The sequence below is a fragment of the Desulfuromonas carbonis genome, assembly GCF_054658035.1.
This window is the reverse complement of the sequence record NZ_BAAHXR010000005.1, coordinates 161,400-176,821: the sequence shown is the minus strand read 5'-3', so window position 1 is coordinate 176,821 and position 15,422 is coordinate 161,400. Positions and strand designations below refer to the sequence as shown.

Annotated in this window: 13 protein-coding genes; 11 read left to right on the top strand and 2 right to left on the bottom strand. The window is 61.8% G+C overall.

The genetic code is table 11. The features are described from left to right. Positions 1-104: 104 nt before the first annotated feature. The 5 genes from ACYQ8E_RS18295 to ACYQ8E_RS18275 all read left to right on the top strand — a co-directional run bounded on the left by ACYQ8E_RS18295 (position 105) and on the right by ACYQ8E_RS18275 (position 7,001). Positions 105-974 (top strand): M23 family metallopeptidase, encoded by an 870-nt coding sequence (locus tag ACYQ8E_RS18295; RefSeq protein ID WP_459861555.1) that lies wholly within the window; start codon positions 105-107, stop codon positions 972-974. Between the two features lie 201 nt (positions 975-1,175). Beyond that, positions 1,176-3,866: a preprotein translocase subunit SecA gene (gene secA / locus ACYQ8E_RS18290; protein ID WP_459861766.1), complete on the top strand. Its 2,691-nt coding sequence runs from the start codon at positions 1,176-1,178 to the stop codon at positions 3,864-3,866. Between the two features lie 78 nt (positions 3,867-3,944). Continuing rightward, positions 3,945-5,126, top strand: a complete 1,182-nt coding sequence (gene argJ / locus ACYQ8E_RS18285) for a bifunctional glutamate N-acetyltransferase/amino-acid acetyltransferase ArgJ (protein WP_066729849.1) — start codon at positions 3,945-3,947, stop codon at positions 5,124-5,126. Positions 5,127-5,142: 16 nt separating this feature from the next. Then, the gene (deoC, locus tag ACYQ8E_RS18280) at positions 5,143-5,814 is read left to right on the top strand and encodes a deoxyribose-phosphate aldolase (RefSeq protein ID WP_066727910.1); all 672 of its coding nucleotides are present in this window, start codon (positions 5,143-5,145) and stop codon (positions 5,812-5,814) included. After that, positions 5,811-7,001 carry a phosphopentomutase gene (locus ACYQ8E_RS18275; RefSeq protein ID WP_066727909.1) on the top strand — a complete coding sequence of 397 codons (1,191 nt, stop codon included), beginning with the start codon at positions 5,811-5,813 and terminating at the stop codon, positions 6,999-7,001. Before deoC ends, ACYQ8E_RS18275 begins: the two co-directional genes overlap by 4 nt. 7 nt (positions 7,002-7,008) lie before the next feature. Here the strand turns inward: ACYQ8E_RS18275 and ACYQ8E_RS18270 are convergent, their stop codons facing one another. Further along, entirely contained in the window at positions 7,009-7,791 is a 783-nt protein-coding gene (locus ACYQ8E_RS18270) for a PilZ domain-containing protein (protein WP_066727908.1), read from the bottom strand. 133 nt (positions 7,792-7,924) lie between these two features. Here ACYQ8E_RS18270 and ACYQ8E_RS18265 point away from each other — a divergent pair, with 133 nt between their 5' ends. After that, positions 7,925-8,314 carry a DUF2914 domain-containing protein gene (locus ACYQ8E_RS18265; RefSeq protein ID WP_459861560.1) on the top strand — a complete coding sequence of 130 codons (390 nt, stop codon included), beginning with the start codon at positions 7,925-7,927 and terminating at the stop codon, positions 8,312-8,314. Between the two features lie 98 nt (positions 8,315-8,412). Here the strand turns inward: ACYQ8E_RS18265 and ACYQ8E_RS18260 are convergent, their stop codons facing one another. Further along, the gene (locus ACYQ8E_RS18260) at positions 8,413-8,850 is read right to left on the bottom strand and encodes a Ros/MucR family transcriptional regulator (RefSeq protein ID WP_066727906.1); all 438 of its coding nucleotides are present in this window, start codon (positions 8,848-8,850) and stop codon (positions 8,413-8,415) included. Between the two features lie 402 nt (positions 8,851-9,252). Here ACYQ8E_RS18260 and ACYQ8E_RS18255 point away from each other — a divergent pair, with 402 nt between their 5' ends. The 5 genes from ACYQ8E_RS18255 (at position 9,253) to ACYQ8E_RS18235 (ending at position 15,422) form a co-directional block, all read left to right on the top strand. Beyond that, positions 9,253-10,293: a deoxyguanosinetriphosphate triphosphohydrolase gene (locus ACYQ8E_RS18255; RefSeq protein WP_066727905.1), complete on the top strand. Its 1,041-nt coding sequence runs from the start codon at positions 9,253-9,255 to the stop codon at positions 10,291-10,293. Between the two features lie 100 nt (positions 10,294-10,393). Continuing rightward, positions 10,394-10,819: a chemotaxis protein CheW gene (locus ACYQ8E_RS18250; RefSeq protein ID WP_066727904.1), complete on the top strand. Its 426-nt coding sequence runs from the start codon at positions 10,394-10,396 to the stop codon at positions 10,817-10,819. Next, positions 10,816-11,232, top strand: coding sequence for a chemotaxis protein CheW (locus tag ACYQ8E_RS18245; protein ID WP_066727903.1), 417 nt, complete (start codon positions 10,816-10,818; stop codon positions 11,230-11,232). The genes ACYQ8E_RS18250 and ACYQ8E_RS18245 overlap by 4 nt, the downstream gene beginning before the upstream one ends. Positions 11,233-11,268: 36 nt before the next feature. Beyond that, positions 11,269-12,645 (top strand): response regulator, encoded by a 1,377-nt coding sequence (locus ACYQ8E_RS18240; protein WP_066727902.1) that lies wholly within the window; start codon positions 11,269-11,271, stop codon positions 12,643-12,645. A 119-nt stretch (positions 12,646-12,764) separates the two neighbouring features. Next, a complete protein-coding gene (locus tag ACYQ8E_RS18235) occupies positions 12,765-15,422 on the top strand; it encodes a valine--tRNA ligase (protein WP_459861763.1) in 2,658 nt (885 codons plus the stop codon).

Genomic DNA, 15,422 nt, shown 5'->3' with positions numbered 1-15,422 from the left:
AAAGGCGTTAAAAAGCTTGACACTTCCTGGGAAGTTGCCGTATTAATCGCTACGGTGCCAGATTCGGCTTGTGTCATTTCAAGGTGTTGCGGAGGTTTTCGGTCTTGTCTGCCAAAAAGTACACCATCCTGATTATTCCGGAGGGCTCCCATCAGGTCCGCCGGTTCAATCTCCGCCGCAGCGTGCTGCAGTGGCTGGCGGGGGTCAGCGTGGTGTTGCTGGTAACAGTCGGCCTCTTCGCCGTCGATTACTTCCGCAACAATCTCGACCGCCATGAATTTGCCCGCCTGAAGAAAGAGAATCGCAGCCAGCAGATGGAGTTGCAGCGCCTGGTGGCGAGCCTGCAGGATTTGCAGCAGGAGATGGTGGTGCTGGCCCAGAACGATGCCAAGGTCCGCGTCCTGGCCCAACTCTCCAAGCCGCGCAGCGACACCCTCGCCGGGGTGGGCGGACCTCCCGAGGAGGAGGGTTCTGATCGCTTCTCGGCCTTGCAGCAGCAGATCGACGCAGTCCGCCAGGCGATCGACCTGCGCCGCGAAAGCCAGGAGGAGATCCAGGGGTTCCTCAATGACCAGCGCTCGCTGCTCGCGGCCAAGCCCCAGGGGTGGCCGGTCAAGGGGTGGATGACCTCCGGTTTCGGCATGCGCAATTCCCCCTTCACCGGCAAGCGCAAGATGCACGAGGGGCTTGACATCGCCGCTCGCACCGGCACGCCGGTCTATGCCTGTGCCGACGGGATCGTCAGCCAGGCGGAAACGGCGCCCGGCTACGGAAAGCTGGTGGTCATCGATCATGGCTATGGCTACAAAACCTACTACGCTCACAATTCGAAAATCTTCGTCAAGGTCGGGCAGCGCATCAAGCGCGGCGAACGCATTTCGGCGGTCGGGAATACCGGCAGTTCCACCGGTTCCCACGTCCATTACGAAGTCCGGCGCAACGGAGTTCCGCTCAATCCTCGCAAATACCTCTAATCACCACTTTGTCGCGACTGTCTACAAGCCCCGGTTTTCCGGGGCTTTTTTGTTTCTGCCTGGAGAGGTTCGGGTGGCCCTTTCGGACTTGTGGCCGGCTCCGGCTTTGTGCTAAACTTCCAACCTTTGCCGGAGGTTGCCGGCACCCAGCACAGTGACCCGGGGCGGCTGGCTAGCGCCCCTTATCACGGAGTGATATCGATGATCGGAAGTCTGGTCAGAAAAGTTGTCGGCAGCAAAAACGATCGTGAACTCAAACGTCTGCAGCCCATCGTCGCCCGGATCAATGGCCTCGAAGAGACGATGGCGGCCCTTGACGATGCCGGTCTGCGCGGCAAGACCGTCGAATTCCGCGCCCGCCTGGCCGCGGGCGAGACCCTCGACGACCTGCTGCCGGAAGCCTTTGCCGTGGTGCGGGAGGCGGGGAAGCGGGTGCTCGGCATGCGCCACTTCGACGTCCAGCTGATCGGTGGCATGGTCCTTCATTCGGGGAAGATTGCCGAGATGAAGACTGGGGAGGGGAAGACGCTGGTCGCCACCCTGCCATCCTACCTCAATGCCCTCGCCGGCAAAGGGGTCCACGTCGTCACCGTCAATGATTACCTGGCCAAGCGTGACTCCGACTGGATGGGGCAGATCCATCGCTTTCTCGGCCTCACCGTCGGCTGCATCGTCCATGGCCTCACCGATGCGCAGCGCAAGGCGGCCTATGGCTGCGACATCACCTACGGCACCAACAACGAGTTCGGCTTCGACTACCTGCGCGACAACATGAAGTTCGATCTCGCCGACTACGTGCAGCGCGACTTCTTCTTCTCCATCGTCGACGAGGTCGACTCCATCCTCATCGACGAGGCGCGTACCCCGCTGATCATCTCCGGCCCCTCGGAGGCTTCGAGCGAGCTCTACTACACCGTCAACCGCATCATCCCCATGCTCAAGAAGGGGGAGATCATCGAGAACCGGGACGGCAAGCTCGGCCAGACCCAGAAGACCTATACCGGCGATTTCACTGTCGATGAGAAGGCCAAAACCGCGACCCTCACCGAAGAGGGGGTGAGCCGGGTGGAAAAGCTGCTCGGCATCGAAAACCTCTACGAGCCGCGCAACATCGAGACCCTGCACCACGTCAACCAGGCGCTCAAGGCCCATGCCCTGTTCAAGCGCGATGTCGACTACGTGGTCAAGGACGGCGAGGTGATGATCGTCGACGAGTTCACCGGCCGGCTGATGCCCGGGCGGCGCTGGAGCGACGGCCTGCACCAGGCGGTGGAAGCCAAGGAAGGGGTCAAGATCGAGAGCGAGAACCAGACGCTGGCGACCATCACTTTCCAGAACTACTTCCGCATGTACGAAAAACTCTCCGGGATGACCGGTACCGCCGATACCGAGGCGGCCGAGTTTTCCGAGATCTACAAGCTCGAGGTCATGGTCATCCCGACCAACCGGCCGATGGTCCGAATTGACCAGTCCGACGTGATCTACAAGACTGAACGGGAGAAGTTCAAGGCGGCGATCGAAGATATTGTCGAGCGCCACGCCAAGGGGCAGCCGACCCTGGTCGGGACGATCTCCATCGAAAAGTCCGAAGAGCTGTCGGAGATGCTCAAGAAAAGGGGCATCCCGCATACCGTTCTCAATGCCAAGCACCACGAAAAGGAGGCGGAGATCGTCGCCCAGGCCGGCCGCAAGGGGGCGGTGATGATTGCCACCAACATGGCGGGCCGCGGTACCGACATCGTTCTCGGCGGCAACCCCGAGATGCTGGCCCGGCGCGAAGCGGCCACCGCCGAGGATCCGGAAGCTGCCTTCCCGGCGGCGCTCGAAAAGTTCCGTGCCCAATGCGCCGCCGAGAAAGCCGCGGTGCTGGAGGCGGGCGGGCTCTATATCCTCGGCACCGAGCGCCACGAGTCGCGGCGTATCGACAACCAGCTGCGCGGACGTTCCGGGCGTCAGGGGGATCCCGGGGAGAGCCGCTTCTACCTCTCCCTCGAGGATGACCTGCTGCGGATCTTCGGCTCGCACCGCGTCGCCTTCGTCATGGAGAAACTGCGCATCCCCGAAGGGGAACCGATCGAGCACGGCATGATCTCCAAGGCGATCGAGAATGCCCAGAAGAAGGTCGAGGGACACAACTTCGAAATCCGCAAGCACCTCATCGAGTATGATGATGTCATGAACAAGCAGCGCGAGGTGATCTATACCCAGCGCCGCGAAGTGCTCGCCGGGGAGAGCGTTCGCGAAACGGTGACGGGGATCATCAGCGAAGCGATCGAGGACATGGTGGCGACCTTCTGCCCCGAAAAGACCCTGCCGGCCGACTGGAACTGGGATGCCCTGGCCGAGGATTTCCATGGCCAGTTTTCCTTTCCGGTTACTCTCCCCGCCGAACCCGACCGCAGCCTGACCCGGGAGGATCTGGAGGCGGACCTCCGCTCCCAGGTCGAGCGCCGCTTTGCCGAGCGCGAAGAGGAGTTCACCACCCCGGTTCTCGAACACCTGATGAAGGTCCTGCTGCTGCAGACGATCGACCTGCAATGGAAAGACCATCTCCTTTCCATCGATCATCTCAAGGAGGGGATCGGCCTGCGTGGCTATGGCCAGCGCGATCCCAAGGGGGAGTACAAGCGCGAGGCTTACGAGCTCTTCATGGCGATGATGGGGCGGATTCGCTTCGAGGTGATCAACAAGCTGTTCCGCATCCAGCTCGCCCGCGAGGACGATGTCGAGCGCATGGAGGCGGAACAGCGTAAACGGCGGGTCGTCCTCAACCGGGCCGGCGGGGACGATCAGCCGGCCAAGCCGGTGACCCGCGAGGAGGAGAAGGTCGGGCGCAACGACCCCTGCCCCTGCGGCAGCGGCAAGAAGTACAAGAAGTGCTGTGGGCAGTAGCGTTTCAGCCTTATATCGGGAACGGCAGGGTGGTTCCCCTCGCGAAGCGGAGTGACAGCGATGGACAGGGACGAGCGGATCGAAGTCAAGGGATTCCGGTTTGCCGCGCAGGCGGCGGGATTGAAAAAGTCGGGGAAGCTCGACCTGGGACTGATCGTTTCGGCGGTGCCGGCAACGAGCGCCGGGGTCTTCACCACCAACAAGGTGGTCGCGGCGCCGGTGCTGGTGACCTCACCGCGGGTTCGCTCCGGACAGTGCCAGGCGATCCTCGTCAATAGCGGCAATGCCAACGCCTGCACCGGTGAGGCCGGCCTGCGCGACGCCATCGCCTGTGGCCGCCTCGCGGCGCAGGCACTCGGCATCGCCGAAGAACTGGTGGCGGTCTCTTCCACCGGGGTGATCGGCCAACCGCTGGCGATGGAGCGCTTTACCGCCGGGATTCCGCCCCTGGTCGCCGCGCTGGACGACTCCGGTGCGGCAGCGGTTGCCACGGCGATCATGACCACCGATTCCTTTCCCAAGCTGGTCGCCGCCCGGGGCTCTGCCGGCGAGCGGGACTACACCCTGCTTGCCCTTGCCAAGGGCGCGGGGATGATCCATCCGAACATGGCGACCATGCTCGCTTTTGTCCTCACCGATGCCAAAGTGGCGCCCGACTTCCTCGACCAGGCGCTGCGTCGCGCGGTCGATGGCTCTTTCAACAGCATCACCGTCGATCGCGATACCTCGACTAACGACATGGTCCTGATCCTCGCCAACGGCATGGCCGAGACGCCGGAGATCGTCGCCGGAACGCCGGAGGCGGCGGAATTCCAGCATCTGCTCGACGAGATCCTGCTCGACCTGGCGAAGATGATCGTGCGCGACGGCGAGGGGGCGACCAAGCTGGTCCGGATCCACCTGCAGGGTGCCCGGGACGCGGCCCAGGCCCGTCAGGCCGCGGTGGCCGTCGCCACCTCCAGCCTGGTCAAGACCGCTTTTTTCGGCGAGGATGCCAACTGGGGGCGGATCATCGCCGCGGTCGGCTACTCGGGGGCGGAGGTTGATCCCGACCGGGTCGCGATCCGCTTCGACCAGGTTGCTGTTGTCGAAAATGGACTCGGTACCGGCAAGGAACTCGAAGCGGAGGCGACCAGGGTTCTCAAACAGCCCGAGTTTACCGTCACCGTCGATCTTCAGCTTGGCGACGGCAGCGCTGATTACTACACCTCGGATCTGACCTACGACTACGTCAAGATCAACGCGTCCTACCGCACCTGAGCCCGCATCTGGAACCATGACTTCCCCCGCGCCCTTCATCGATCATACCCTGCTTCAAGCGGTTGCAACGACAGCGGATATCCACCGCCTCTGCGAAGAGGCGGTGGAGTACGGTTTTGCTGCGGTCTGCATTCCCCCCGTCTACGTGACCCAGGCGGCGGATCTCCTGTACGGTTCCGGGGTCGCGGTGGCGACGGTGGTCGGATTTCCCCTCGGCTACCAGCCGCCAGCCCAGAAGGCGGCGGAAGCCGCCGCGGCTGTGAGCGCCGGCGCCGGCGAGATCGACATGGTGATTCACCTCGGCGCCGTTCGCGAGGGGCGCTTCGACGCCGTGACTGAAGAGATCCGGCAGGTGGTCCGCGCCGCCCGCGGCGCCGTCGTCAAGGTGATCATCGAGTGCTGCTACCTGGGCGACGATCAGAAACGGACCCTGGTCGATTGCGTGGTGGCGGGCGGGGCCGCCTATGTCAAGACCTCGACCGGCTTCGGCAGCGGCGGGGCAACTCTGGACGATGTCCGGTTGCTGGTGACTGCCGCCGCCGGCCGGATCCAGGTCAAGGCTGCCGGCGGAATTCGCGACTGGTCCGCTTGTCAGCCCCTGCTCGCTGCCGGGGCGACCCGCATCGGCACCAGTGCCGGGATAGCCATCGTGGCCGGTTGGCAGGCCAGCCTGGGAGGGTGCCAGTGACCCACCCTTCCCGGGCCGTGCTGATTACCCTCGACGGCGTCGGCATCGGGGCCCTTCCGGATGCGGCGGCCTACGGTGACGCCGGGGCCAATACGCTGCAGCATGTCGCCGCCGCCTGTGGCGGCCTCTATCTCCCCCACCTGCAGTCGCTGGGACTTGGCAATCTCCTCGATCTTCCTGGGGTGCCGCCTGTTGCAGCGCCCCGGGCCGGCTTCGGCCGCATGCTGGAACAGTCGGCCGGGAAGGATACGACTACGGGCCACTGGGAGCTGGCAGGCATTATCCAGCCGCAGCCCTTTCCGACCTACCCCGACGGTTTCCCTCCAGATATTATCGCCGCCTTCCGCCGCGCGACCGGTCTCGACCCCCTGGGCAATTGCGCCGCCAGCGGTACCGAAATCCTGCAGCGCCTCGGCGAGGAGCACCTGCGCAGTGGCCGGCCGATCGTTTATACCAGCGCCGATTCGGTCTTCCAGATCGCTGCCCACGAAGCGGTGATCCCGCCGCCGCAGCTCTATGAAATCTGCCGTGTGGCGCGCAGGATCCTCGACCCCTACCGGATTGGACGGGTGATCGCCCGCCCCTTCCGCGGCGACAAAGCTGTAACCTTCCAGCGCACTGCCGGGCGCCGCGACTTTTCGCTGCCGCCTGGTGACGAAACACTCCTCGACCGTTTGCAGGCGGCCGGTCTGCCGGTCTTGGGGATCGGGAAGATTTCGGACATCTTTGCCGGGCGGGGGATCAGCGAGGGGCAGCCCAGCAAGGGGAATGCCGACGGCATGGGAAAAACCCTGGCTGCCCTCGACCGGTGCCAGGGTGGCCTGATCTTTACCAATCTGGTCGATTTCGACATGCTCTACGGCCATCGCCAGGATGCGGCCGGTTTTGGCCAGGCGCTGGAAGCTTTTGATCGCTGGTTGCCGGAACTGTTGGGACGACTGGAGCGCGGGGATTTGCTGCTGCTGACCGCCGACCATGGCTGCGACCCGACCACTCCGGGAACCGACCACAGCCGCGAGGCGGTACCGGTACTGGCCTGGGGACTCGGGATGGTGGCTGGTGTGCCTCTCGGGGTGCGGGAAAGTTTTGCCGATGTCGCCGCGACTCTCGATGAATTCTTTACGGTTGGCCGGGGGGGAGGGGAGAGCTTTCTGGCCGAGCTGGCGGGGTGTGGGCTGGTAGTTTGAAGTGCGCCTAGGGCCTGTCTGCCGGCGTACCGCGTAGGCTCAAATCACGATGACTGTGAACCTGGAGTTGGGCGAGGTCAAAATGCCGCGGCCCTTCATGGCTCTCGGCGAGCTCTTCGAGAACCCGGCTTTCGATGAAGTCCTGGATGGTTTGCGCCGTCTCCGGGGCGATGTCGGTAAATTCAATGCCGACGCCCTGGAGATAGTTGTTTTCAGGCCCCGGTTTGACCCGGTAAAGGACCCTGCCGGCAACCTCGATTTCGGTCTGCATGCCGAGCAGAGGAAAGATCACCGAAAGTTGTTCGAGGTTGTCGACCCGGCATCCGGTTTTGATGAAGAGGCCATAGGCGCTCAGGCTCAAAACTTCGGCCATCACCGGTGCGCCGCCACTGTAGAACATGCCGGGAAGTTGGATTTTCAGGCGCAGGTTGCGGCGCGGGGTACTTTCCAGGCGGTCCTGGATCAGGGTGAAGAGTCGGAAGATGTCGAGGGGGACTGTCATCGTTTCGTGGGGAGGTAAGTTGTCGTCCCGCTCTTCGTCATCGGTGAGAACCAGCAGCGGAAGCTGTCGCTCCCGGACCTGGTCCGTTACCTGCGCAGTAAAGGGGGCGTTTTTACTCGTCAACAGGTTGCTGCCGAGGATGACCAGGTCGGGAGGGACTTCGGCCAGGAACCGGGACAGCGGCTCGGGTTGGCAGGACGCCATCACGCGGTAACCCCAATGCTTGAGGATCATCTCGATGGTGGCCACAAGTTTTTCCCGGCGGTCGCCGAGCAGAATCCGTTTCATGGTGTATTCCCGGGTACTTTTCAGCCCGCCAAATGTACGGTATCCTAATGGCCGGGTCAAGGGCAATCGTAGCCCGGGACCGGCCCGGCCTTGCCCACCCGTAACTTACGACACCAACCGAGGAGAAGACGTCATGCGCCTGTTGCCGCTGTTGTTGATCGCCATCCTGCTGGCCGGAAGTTTCCCCGCGACTGCCCTTTCCAGTGTGACCGTGGCCGAAGGGGTGATTGCCACCCAGGTGGTCGATCGTAACCCGGTCGCCGTCGCCGAGATCTTTCCGCCTACGGTAGGCACCCTCTATTGCTATACCCGACTGGTCGGAGCTACCGATGCGACGGCGGTGACCCATGTCTGGTTCCGCGGAGATGAAGAGATGGCCCGGGTTGAACTGCCGGTCCACTCCGGGAACTGGCGGACCTGGAGTTCCAAGCAGATCCTCCCGGCCTGGACCGGGGCCTGGCGGGTTGAGGTGCGGGATGCCGGTGGAACGGTGCTGCAGGTTCTCCCCTTCACCATTCAGTAGCCGAAAGGAGGGGAGCCGCCTCCCGCGAACGATCCATCAAAAAGGCCGCCCGGGGTTACCCGGGCGGCCTTTTTGATGGATCGTGCAAAGCGGCAATACTATTTCTTTTTCTTGGTTTTGCCCCGCGCCGCCCGCGCCTTGGCGAGGTTTTCACCGAGGCCGCGATCGACCGCCATCTGCCGGCGGCTTTCCGAATAGGCCCGCGCTGCCAGCGGCTGGGTACGGGGGATGTCAAACTGCTTGCGGTACTCGCCCGGCTTGAGGTCGTGGGCGGTCTTCAGGTGGCGCGCCAGGGTCTTCATCTCTTTGCCGCAGAGCATGCAGGTGATCTTGTCTTTGCCGAATGCCTTTTTGCGCGTAATGGTGGGCATTGTCGGCTCTTCAGTGGTCTGTTCGGGTAGGGACTCGCCCTTCTCGATGGCTGCAAGGCCTTTATGTACCGAGGAAATTTCTGCCAGAAGTTCCTCCTTCGACATGGTGGATGAAGCGGCCATCGACAAAACGATTTCAGTAGCCATTTCCAGAAGTGATGCCATTGAATATCCTCCTTGGTCTGTTTGTTATGCGGGGAAGCTGCTGTTGTAGAGTTCATTCTATTACAATAATTCTTGGATAAATCAATAATAAAAGTAAAAATTCAAAAAATTTTGTACCGGTTTTATCAAACTCACCCAGATGTTTTCTGTTATCTGCTGCAGAAAAAGTTTGTAGGGGGATAATCCTGACAGGTAAGTATGCGTGAAATTTTGATGAACCAAGGGGGGTTTTTTTTACTTTTGACTTTCAAAGGTGATTGAAGGAGAGCTTGCGGGTGTTTTCATTGTCGTGATCCGGTGTTTATGGCTGTGGTGCTCCGGTGTTTTGATTTGCAACAATCGATGGGGTAGGGTATAGAGTAGCAGCATCGCAGGCAATCAAGGCAATATGCTCCGGACTTTATGAATATCCGCCAACTCAGCGAAGATCGTGAACGCCAGTTTCTTGCCCCCTGGGCCGCCCTGAGCAGCGCCAGCAGCGGTCGGGCTCGCCCGGAACCGCCCTGTCCCATTCGTACCGTCTTTCAGCACGATCGCGACCGGATCCTGCATTGCAAGGCCTTTCGACGTCTGAAATACAAGACCCAGGTCTTTCTTGCCCCGGAAGGGGATCACTATCGGACCCGGCTGACCCATACTCTCGAAGTTGCGCAAATTGCCAGAACGGTCGCCCGGGCCTTGGCCCTGAACGAAGACCTCACCGAAGCGATCGCCTTGGGGCATGATCTTGGTCACACGCCCTTTGGTCACGCCGGTGAGCGGGTCCTCGATTCCTTGGTGCCGGGCGGGTTCCGCCACGTTCGCCAGAGTGGCCGGGTCGTCAGCGTCCTGGAACGGGAAGGGCGCGGGCTGAATCTGACCGCCGAGGTTCTGGATGGTATTCTCAAGCATTCCAAGGGGCGTGGACCGCTGCTGGGAGGGACACCCGAGACCCTTGCCTTAACCATGGAGGGGCGGGTGGTGCGCCTTGCCGACATCATCGCCTATGTCAACCACGATCTGGATGATGCCGTTCGTGCCGGCCTGGTCAGCCCCGCGCTGGTTCCGGAAGTGATTACACGAGTGCTCGGACTGGATCATGGACGCCGGATCAATACCATGGTTCTCGACATGATTGAGGCCTCTCTTGGCTGTGGCGGCGCAGACGTCCGGCTCACCGAGCCCGTGGCCGAAGCGATCGTGGCCCTGCGCAGCTGGCTCTTTGAGCATGTCTACCAGGTGCGGAGTGTGCATGAGGATTTTGAAAAGGCATCGCGCATTCTGCAGGAACTCTTCAGCTTTTTCATGGATCATCCCGAGGCGCTGGAGCAGCATGGGGGACGATTTCTGGACGGAGATCCCCGGGAAGTTTCGGTGGCCGATTTTATCGCCGGAATGACGGACCGCTTTGCCATGAATCTCTATCAGCGACTGTTTCTTCCCCAGACCTGGAAGATCTTTTAACTTGGCATAACTTCTCGGTTTTTCTCTTTCAGAAGGCTTGACACTCCGGCTTTGGCTATGCTACTTTTGATGCCGGTTTGCCGCTTGCGGGAGTGGCTTGATGCTGAGCCAGGATTCGGGCATGACCGACTCTGCTGAAATGAACCTGGTATTTCGTCTGGGCGGGATCGGCTTTGTGCTGCCGATCGATGACCTGGTGGAGATTCGCGAAGCAACGCCGGAGACACCTGCTGCCGTTGCCGGTGATGAGTCTTTGCTGGTTGATTTGCGCCGCCCATTAGGGTTGAGCCAAGCGAATACCGATGCTGGCGCCCGCGTTGTTCTCTGTGGCAATCCGCAGCCGTGGATATTGTATGTTGAACATATCGACGGCATCTTTCCGGCCAGCGAATTTGAACATCGCCCCTTGCCGGAGCTGTTGTGGCGGGATGTTCTTCCCACCTTTCAGCGACTGGCGCTCTGGCGGGGTGAGGTGCTGCAAGCCTGCCGTGCCCCGCAACTTGAACAATTCAGGGGCGAAGCGTGACCCCCCGCCTGGTTCTGCTTCGGCTTGGGGAGAAGCAGTTTGCGCTGTCGCTGGAGAATGTCTGGCATATCCTGCTGGCACCGCGGCTTTTCCCACTGGCATTGATACGGCCAGGATTCAAGGGGGTTTTTCTCCATCAGGGCGACGTCCTGCCCCTCCTTGATTTGCCGGGACTGCTGTCGGTTCCCGGTTCCGGGGAGGGATGCCCCTATGTCATGGTTTGCGGGAGCGAGTTCGGTCCCTTCGGGTTTCCGGTCGACCAGATTCTGCAGATTGTCGAATGCCGATTGGGCACCTTGGGTGAATGTGAACCGGAGAGCGACCGCTTTTCGGCGGAAAAGAGTTTTGTCTACAACGGGAACACGTATCCGCTGCTCGACCTTGGAGCATTGCTGGCGACTCTTCCCCGTTAGCTTTTGCATGCCCCTTTTGCGGGCAAGGAGGCCTGGATGAGCAAGAAACTGTTGTTGGCCGACGACAGTATCACGATTCAAAAGGTCATCGGCATCACCTTTGCCAACGAAGACTACGAACTGACAGTCGTCGATAATGGTGATACCGCTCTGGCGAAGGCCCGGGAGATTCATCCCGACCTGATCCTTGCTGATGTCTTTATGCCGGGCAAGAACGGTTACGATCTCTGCTCCGCTATCAAACAGGATCCCGACCTCAAGGGGGTTCCGGTGCTGCTCCTGAGCGGCACCTTCGAACCGTTTGACGAGGAGAAGGCGCGCAGTTGCGGCGCCGAAAGCTGGATCGCCAAGCCTTTCGAGTCCCAGGCCCTGATCGATCGGGTCGAGCAGCTCCTCAGTGCCGTACCGGCTCCGGCGGCTACTCCGCCCGTGGCTCCCTCCCCCCCGCCGGAAACGCCAGCCGCCGTAGCGGCAGCTCCTCCTCCCGCCGAGGAAGTGTCGGCTGGTTCCGACTGGGAGGATTTTGACGCGCCCGAAGTCGCGACAGCCGTCGAGGTCGCCGCTACCGAGGGTCCTGCTGCGCCCGTTGACGATCCCTGGGGGTCCATCGCTTTTGAGGAGGACGACCTCCAGCCGGCGGCTCCGGAACTCGAAGAGGAATTTCTGTTCGAAGAGGAAGACCTTTTCGCCGAGCCGGTGGCAGCCGAGACGGCAGCTCCTGCCCCGGCAGCCACGCCTGCTCCCCCGGCAGCCACCGTGGTCGCCAAGCCCGCGGAGCCCGACTGGGGCGATCTCGAGGAAGAAATTCTGCCCCTCGACGAGAGCGATATCCTCGACGCCGAAGAGCTCACTGACGAGGAAAACGAGGAGTTCACCAGCGCGGTTGAAGAGGCGGTGGAGCAGGCCACCGAGGGGACTTCCGCGGAGGAAGAGTTTTTCTTCGAAGAAGAGTCGTTGGAGCAGGCCGCCGAGGCTCTGGAGATTGAGGACCCCTTCGCCGACGAGCCCGATACCGCCATGGCGGCTGCCTCCGAAGCATGGGAGTTCCCGGCTGAGGAAACGACCGAAACTGCCGAGCCGGCGGCGGCCGAGAGCGACGACTGGGCCTTCGATCTCGCGGAAGAGCCGGAACCGGAGCCCGTCGTTCCGCCGGCAGTTACGGTGGCGGCACCGGAAGTGCCGAAGACCCCTGCCGCTGAGCCTGTTGCGGAACCTGCACCGGTCGGTGTGGAGGAGCGCGTCGCCTCCCTCTCCGAGGCCGACCTGGAGAAGATCGTTGCCAAGGTCGCCGGTGCCGTCGTCGAGCGTCTTGCCGGCAGCATCCTGGAGAAGATAGCCTGGGAGGTGGTGCCCGACCTGGCCGAGGCGCTGATCCGTGACGAAATTCGCAAAATCAAGAAAAAAACGGCCTGAAGCGAGGGCCAGACAATGGCGTTGACTGAAGAAATGGGGATTGCTAAAATCCCCATTTCCTTTTCTGGGCCGGCGGACGGCTCCTAGCGACTCTTTTGTGGTCAAGGACTGTGACTTACATGGAACCGAAACTTTCCAAGGGCTACGAGCCTCAGGATGTCGAAGCCAAGTGGTATCGCAACTGGGAAGATCATGGTTGCTTCCACGCGGATGAGCACTCGCCCAAACCCCACTTCTCCATCGTGATTCCACCGCCGAATGTCACCGGCGTCCTGCACATGGGGCATGCCCTCAACAATACCCTCCAGGACATTCTCTGCCGCTGGAAACGGATGACCGGCCACGAGGTATTGTGGATGCCGGGGACCGACCATGCCGGCATCGCCACCCAGAATGTCGTCGAGAAGCAGCTGGCCCTTGAGGGGACGGACCGCCACGATCTCGGCCGGGAGGCTTTCGTGGACCGGGTCTGGACGTGGCGCGGCGAGTCGGGGGGGCAGATCATCAACCAGCTCAAGCGCCTGGGGGCCTCCTGCGACTGGGAGCGGGAACGCTTCACCATGGACGAGGGCCTTTCGACCGCCGTGCGCGAGGTCTTCGTGCGCCTCTATGAAGAGGGGTTGATCTACCGCGCCAACCGGCTGATCAACTGGTGTCCGCGCTGCCATACCGCCCTCTCCGATCTCGAGGTCGAGCATGAGGAGAAACAGGGGCAACTCTGGCACCTGCGCTACCCGGTCAAGGGGGAGGCGCGTTTTCTGACCGTTGCCACCACCCGTCCCGAGACGATGCTCGGCGATACGGCCGTCGCCGTCCATCCGGAAGATGAGCGCTATGCCGACCTGGTCGGCAAGAGCGTGGTTCTGCCCCTGCTGGGACGGGAAATTCCGGTTATTGCCGATGAGTATGTCGACCGGGAATTCGGTACCGGCGTGGTAAAAATCACTCCCGCCCACGATTTCAACGACTTTGAGGTGGGGCAGCGCCACAACCTCGAATTTATCAACATTCTCGACACCTCCGGCTTCATCAACGAAAACGGCGGTCCCTACCAGGGACTAGAGCGCTATGTCGCCCGCAACAAGGTCGTGGCCGACCTCGAAGAGCTTGGCCTGCTGGAGAAGGTCGATGTCCACGCCAACGCCGTCGGCGAATGCTACCGCTGCAAGACGGTGATCGAGCCCTACCTCAGCCTGCAGTGGTACGTCAAGGTCGGGCCCCTGGCCGAAGAGGCGATCAAGGCGGTGCAGCAGGGCGACACCCGCATTGTCCCGGCCCAATGGGAGAAGACCTACTACGAGTGGATGTTCAACATCAAGGACTGGTGCATCAGTCGGCAGATCTGGTGGGGCCATCGGATCCCGGCCTGGTACTGCGCCGATTGCGGCGCCATCACCGTCAGCCGCGCGGACGCCAGCACCTGCCACCAATGCGGCAGCGGCAACCTCGCGCAGGAGACCGATGTTCTCGATACCTGGTTCTCCAGCGCCCTCTGGCCCTTCTCGACCATGGGCTGGCCGCAGCAGACCGAGACCCTGGCCAAGTTCTACCCCACCTCCTGTCTTGTCACCGGGTTCGATATCCTCTTCTTCTGGGTCGCCCGGATGATGATGATGGGCCTGAAATTCATGGAGCAGGTTCCCTTCAAGGATGTTTATATCCACGCCCTGGTGCGCGATGCCCAGGGGCAGAAGATGTCCAAGAGCAAGGGGAACGTCATCGACCCGCTGCTGGTCATCGATGAGTATGGCGCCGATGCACTTCGGTTTACCCTGACCGCTTTTGCCGCCATGGGGCGGGATATCAAGCTCGCCACCGAGCGCATCGCCGGCTACAAGGCGTTTGCCAACAAGCTGTGGAACGCCGCCCGTTTCGCTCTGATGAACCTGGAAGATTTCGAGCCGGCTTCCATCGACCTCGAATCGGCCGAACTCACCCTGGCCGATCGCTGGATCCTGGTGCGACTCGCCGAGAGTGCCCGGGAGGTCAACCAGGCCTTGGCCGATTACCGCTTCAACGAAGCGGCGAATATTCTTTATGCCTTCACCTGGCACAACTTCTGTGACTGGTATATCGAACTGGTCAAGGATGACCTCTACGGGGAGGATGCCGCGGCCCGGCAGCGGGCCCGCTCCGTCCTCTTTACCGTCCTTGAGCAGTTGCTGCGCCTGCTTCATCCGCTGATGCCGTTTATTACCGAGGAGATCTGGCAGGCCCTGCCGGGGGCGCGCCCCTGCGCCTTTCTGATGCAGAGCGACTACCCGACCGGTGCCGGGCTCCCCTTCGATGATGGCGGCGCCGCCCGGATGGAGCTGATCATGGAAGTGGTTCGCGCCATCCGCAATATCCGCGGGGAGATGAATGTGCCCCCGGGGCGCCTGATCGCAGCGGTCCTGGACTGTAAAAGCGCCGCGGCAGCCGAGATCCTCGCCGCCGGCGAAGGGTATATCCGTACCCTGGCCCGGGTTGGCGAACTTGCCTTCGGGGTCGGCATCGCGCGCCCGGAACAGGCCGCCACCCAGGTGGCCGGAGAGGTTGAAATCCTGCTGCCGCTGGCCGGTCTGATCGACGTGGCCGCCGAGGAGCAGCGGCTGGCCAAGGAGATCCTCAAGGTCGAAAAGGACGTGGCCCTGTTTGAAAAGAAACTGGGGAATGAGGCCTTCGTTGCCAAGGCGCCCCCCGAAGTGCTCGAGAAGGACCGGGGCAAACTGGCCGAGGCCCGGGAAAAACTGGCCATTCTGCAACAGGGACTGGAAAAACTGCAGGCGCTTAAATAG

What these genes read in the sequence shown, in the direction of transcription:
- ACYQ8E_RS18270 (WP_066727908.1), bottom strand. Translation starts at nt 7,791, where the DNA reads ATGAAACGGATTCTGCTCGGCGACCGCCGGGAAAAACTTGTGGCCACC.
- ACYQ8E_RS18265 (WP_459861560.1), top strand. Translation starts at nt 7,925, where the DNA reads ATGCGCCTGTTGCCGCTGTTGTTGATCGCCATCCTGCTGGCCGGAAGT.
- deoC (WP_066727910.1), top strand. Translation starts at nt 5,143, where the DNA reads ATGACTTCCCCCGCGCCCTTCATCGATCATACCCTGCTTCAAGCGGTT.
- ACYQ8E_RS18235 (WP_459861763.1), top strand. Translation starts at nt 12,765, where the DNA reads ATGGAACCGAAACTTTCCAAGGGCTACGAGCCTCAGGATGTCGAAGCC.
- ACYQ8E_RS18240 (WP_066727902.1), top strand. Translation starts at nt 11,269, where the DNA reads ATGAGCAAGAAACTGTTGTTGGCCGACGACAGTATCACGATTCAAAAG.
- ACYQ8E_RS18260 (WP_066727906.1), bottom strand. Translation starts at nt 8,850, where the DNA reads ATGGCATCACTTCTGGAAATGGCTACTGAAATCGTTTTGTCGATGGCC.
- ACYQ8E_RS18255 (WP_066727905.1), top strand. Translation starts at nt 9,253, where the DNA reads ATGAATATCCGCCAACTCAGCGAAGATCGTGAACGCCAGTTTCTTGCC.
- ACYQ8E_RS18250 (WP_066727904.1), top strand. Translation starts at nt 10,394, where the DNA reads ATGCTGAGCCAGGATTCGGGCATGACCGACTCTGCTGAAATGAACCTG.
- secA (WP_459861766.1), top strand. Translation starts at nt 1,176, where the DNA reads ATGATCGGAAGTCTGGTCAGAAAAGTTGTCGGCAGCAAAAACGATCGT.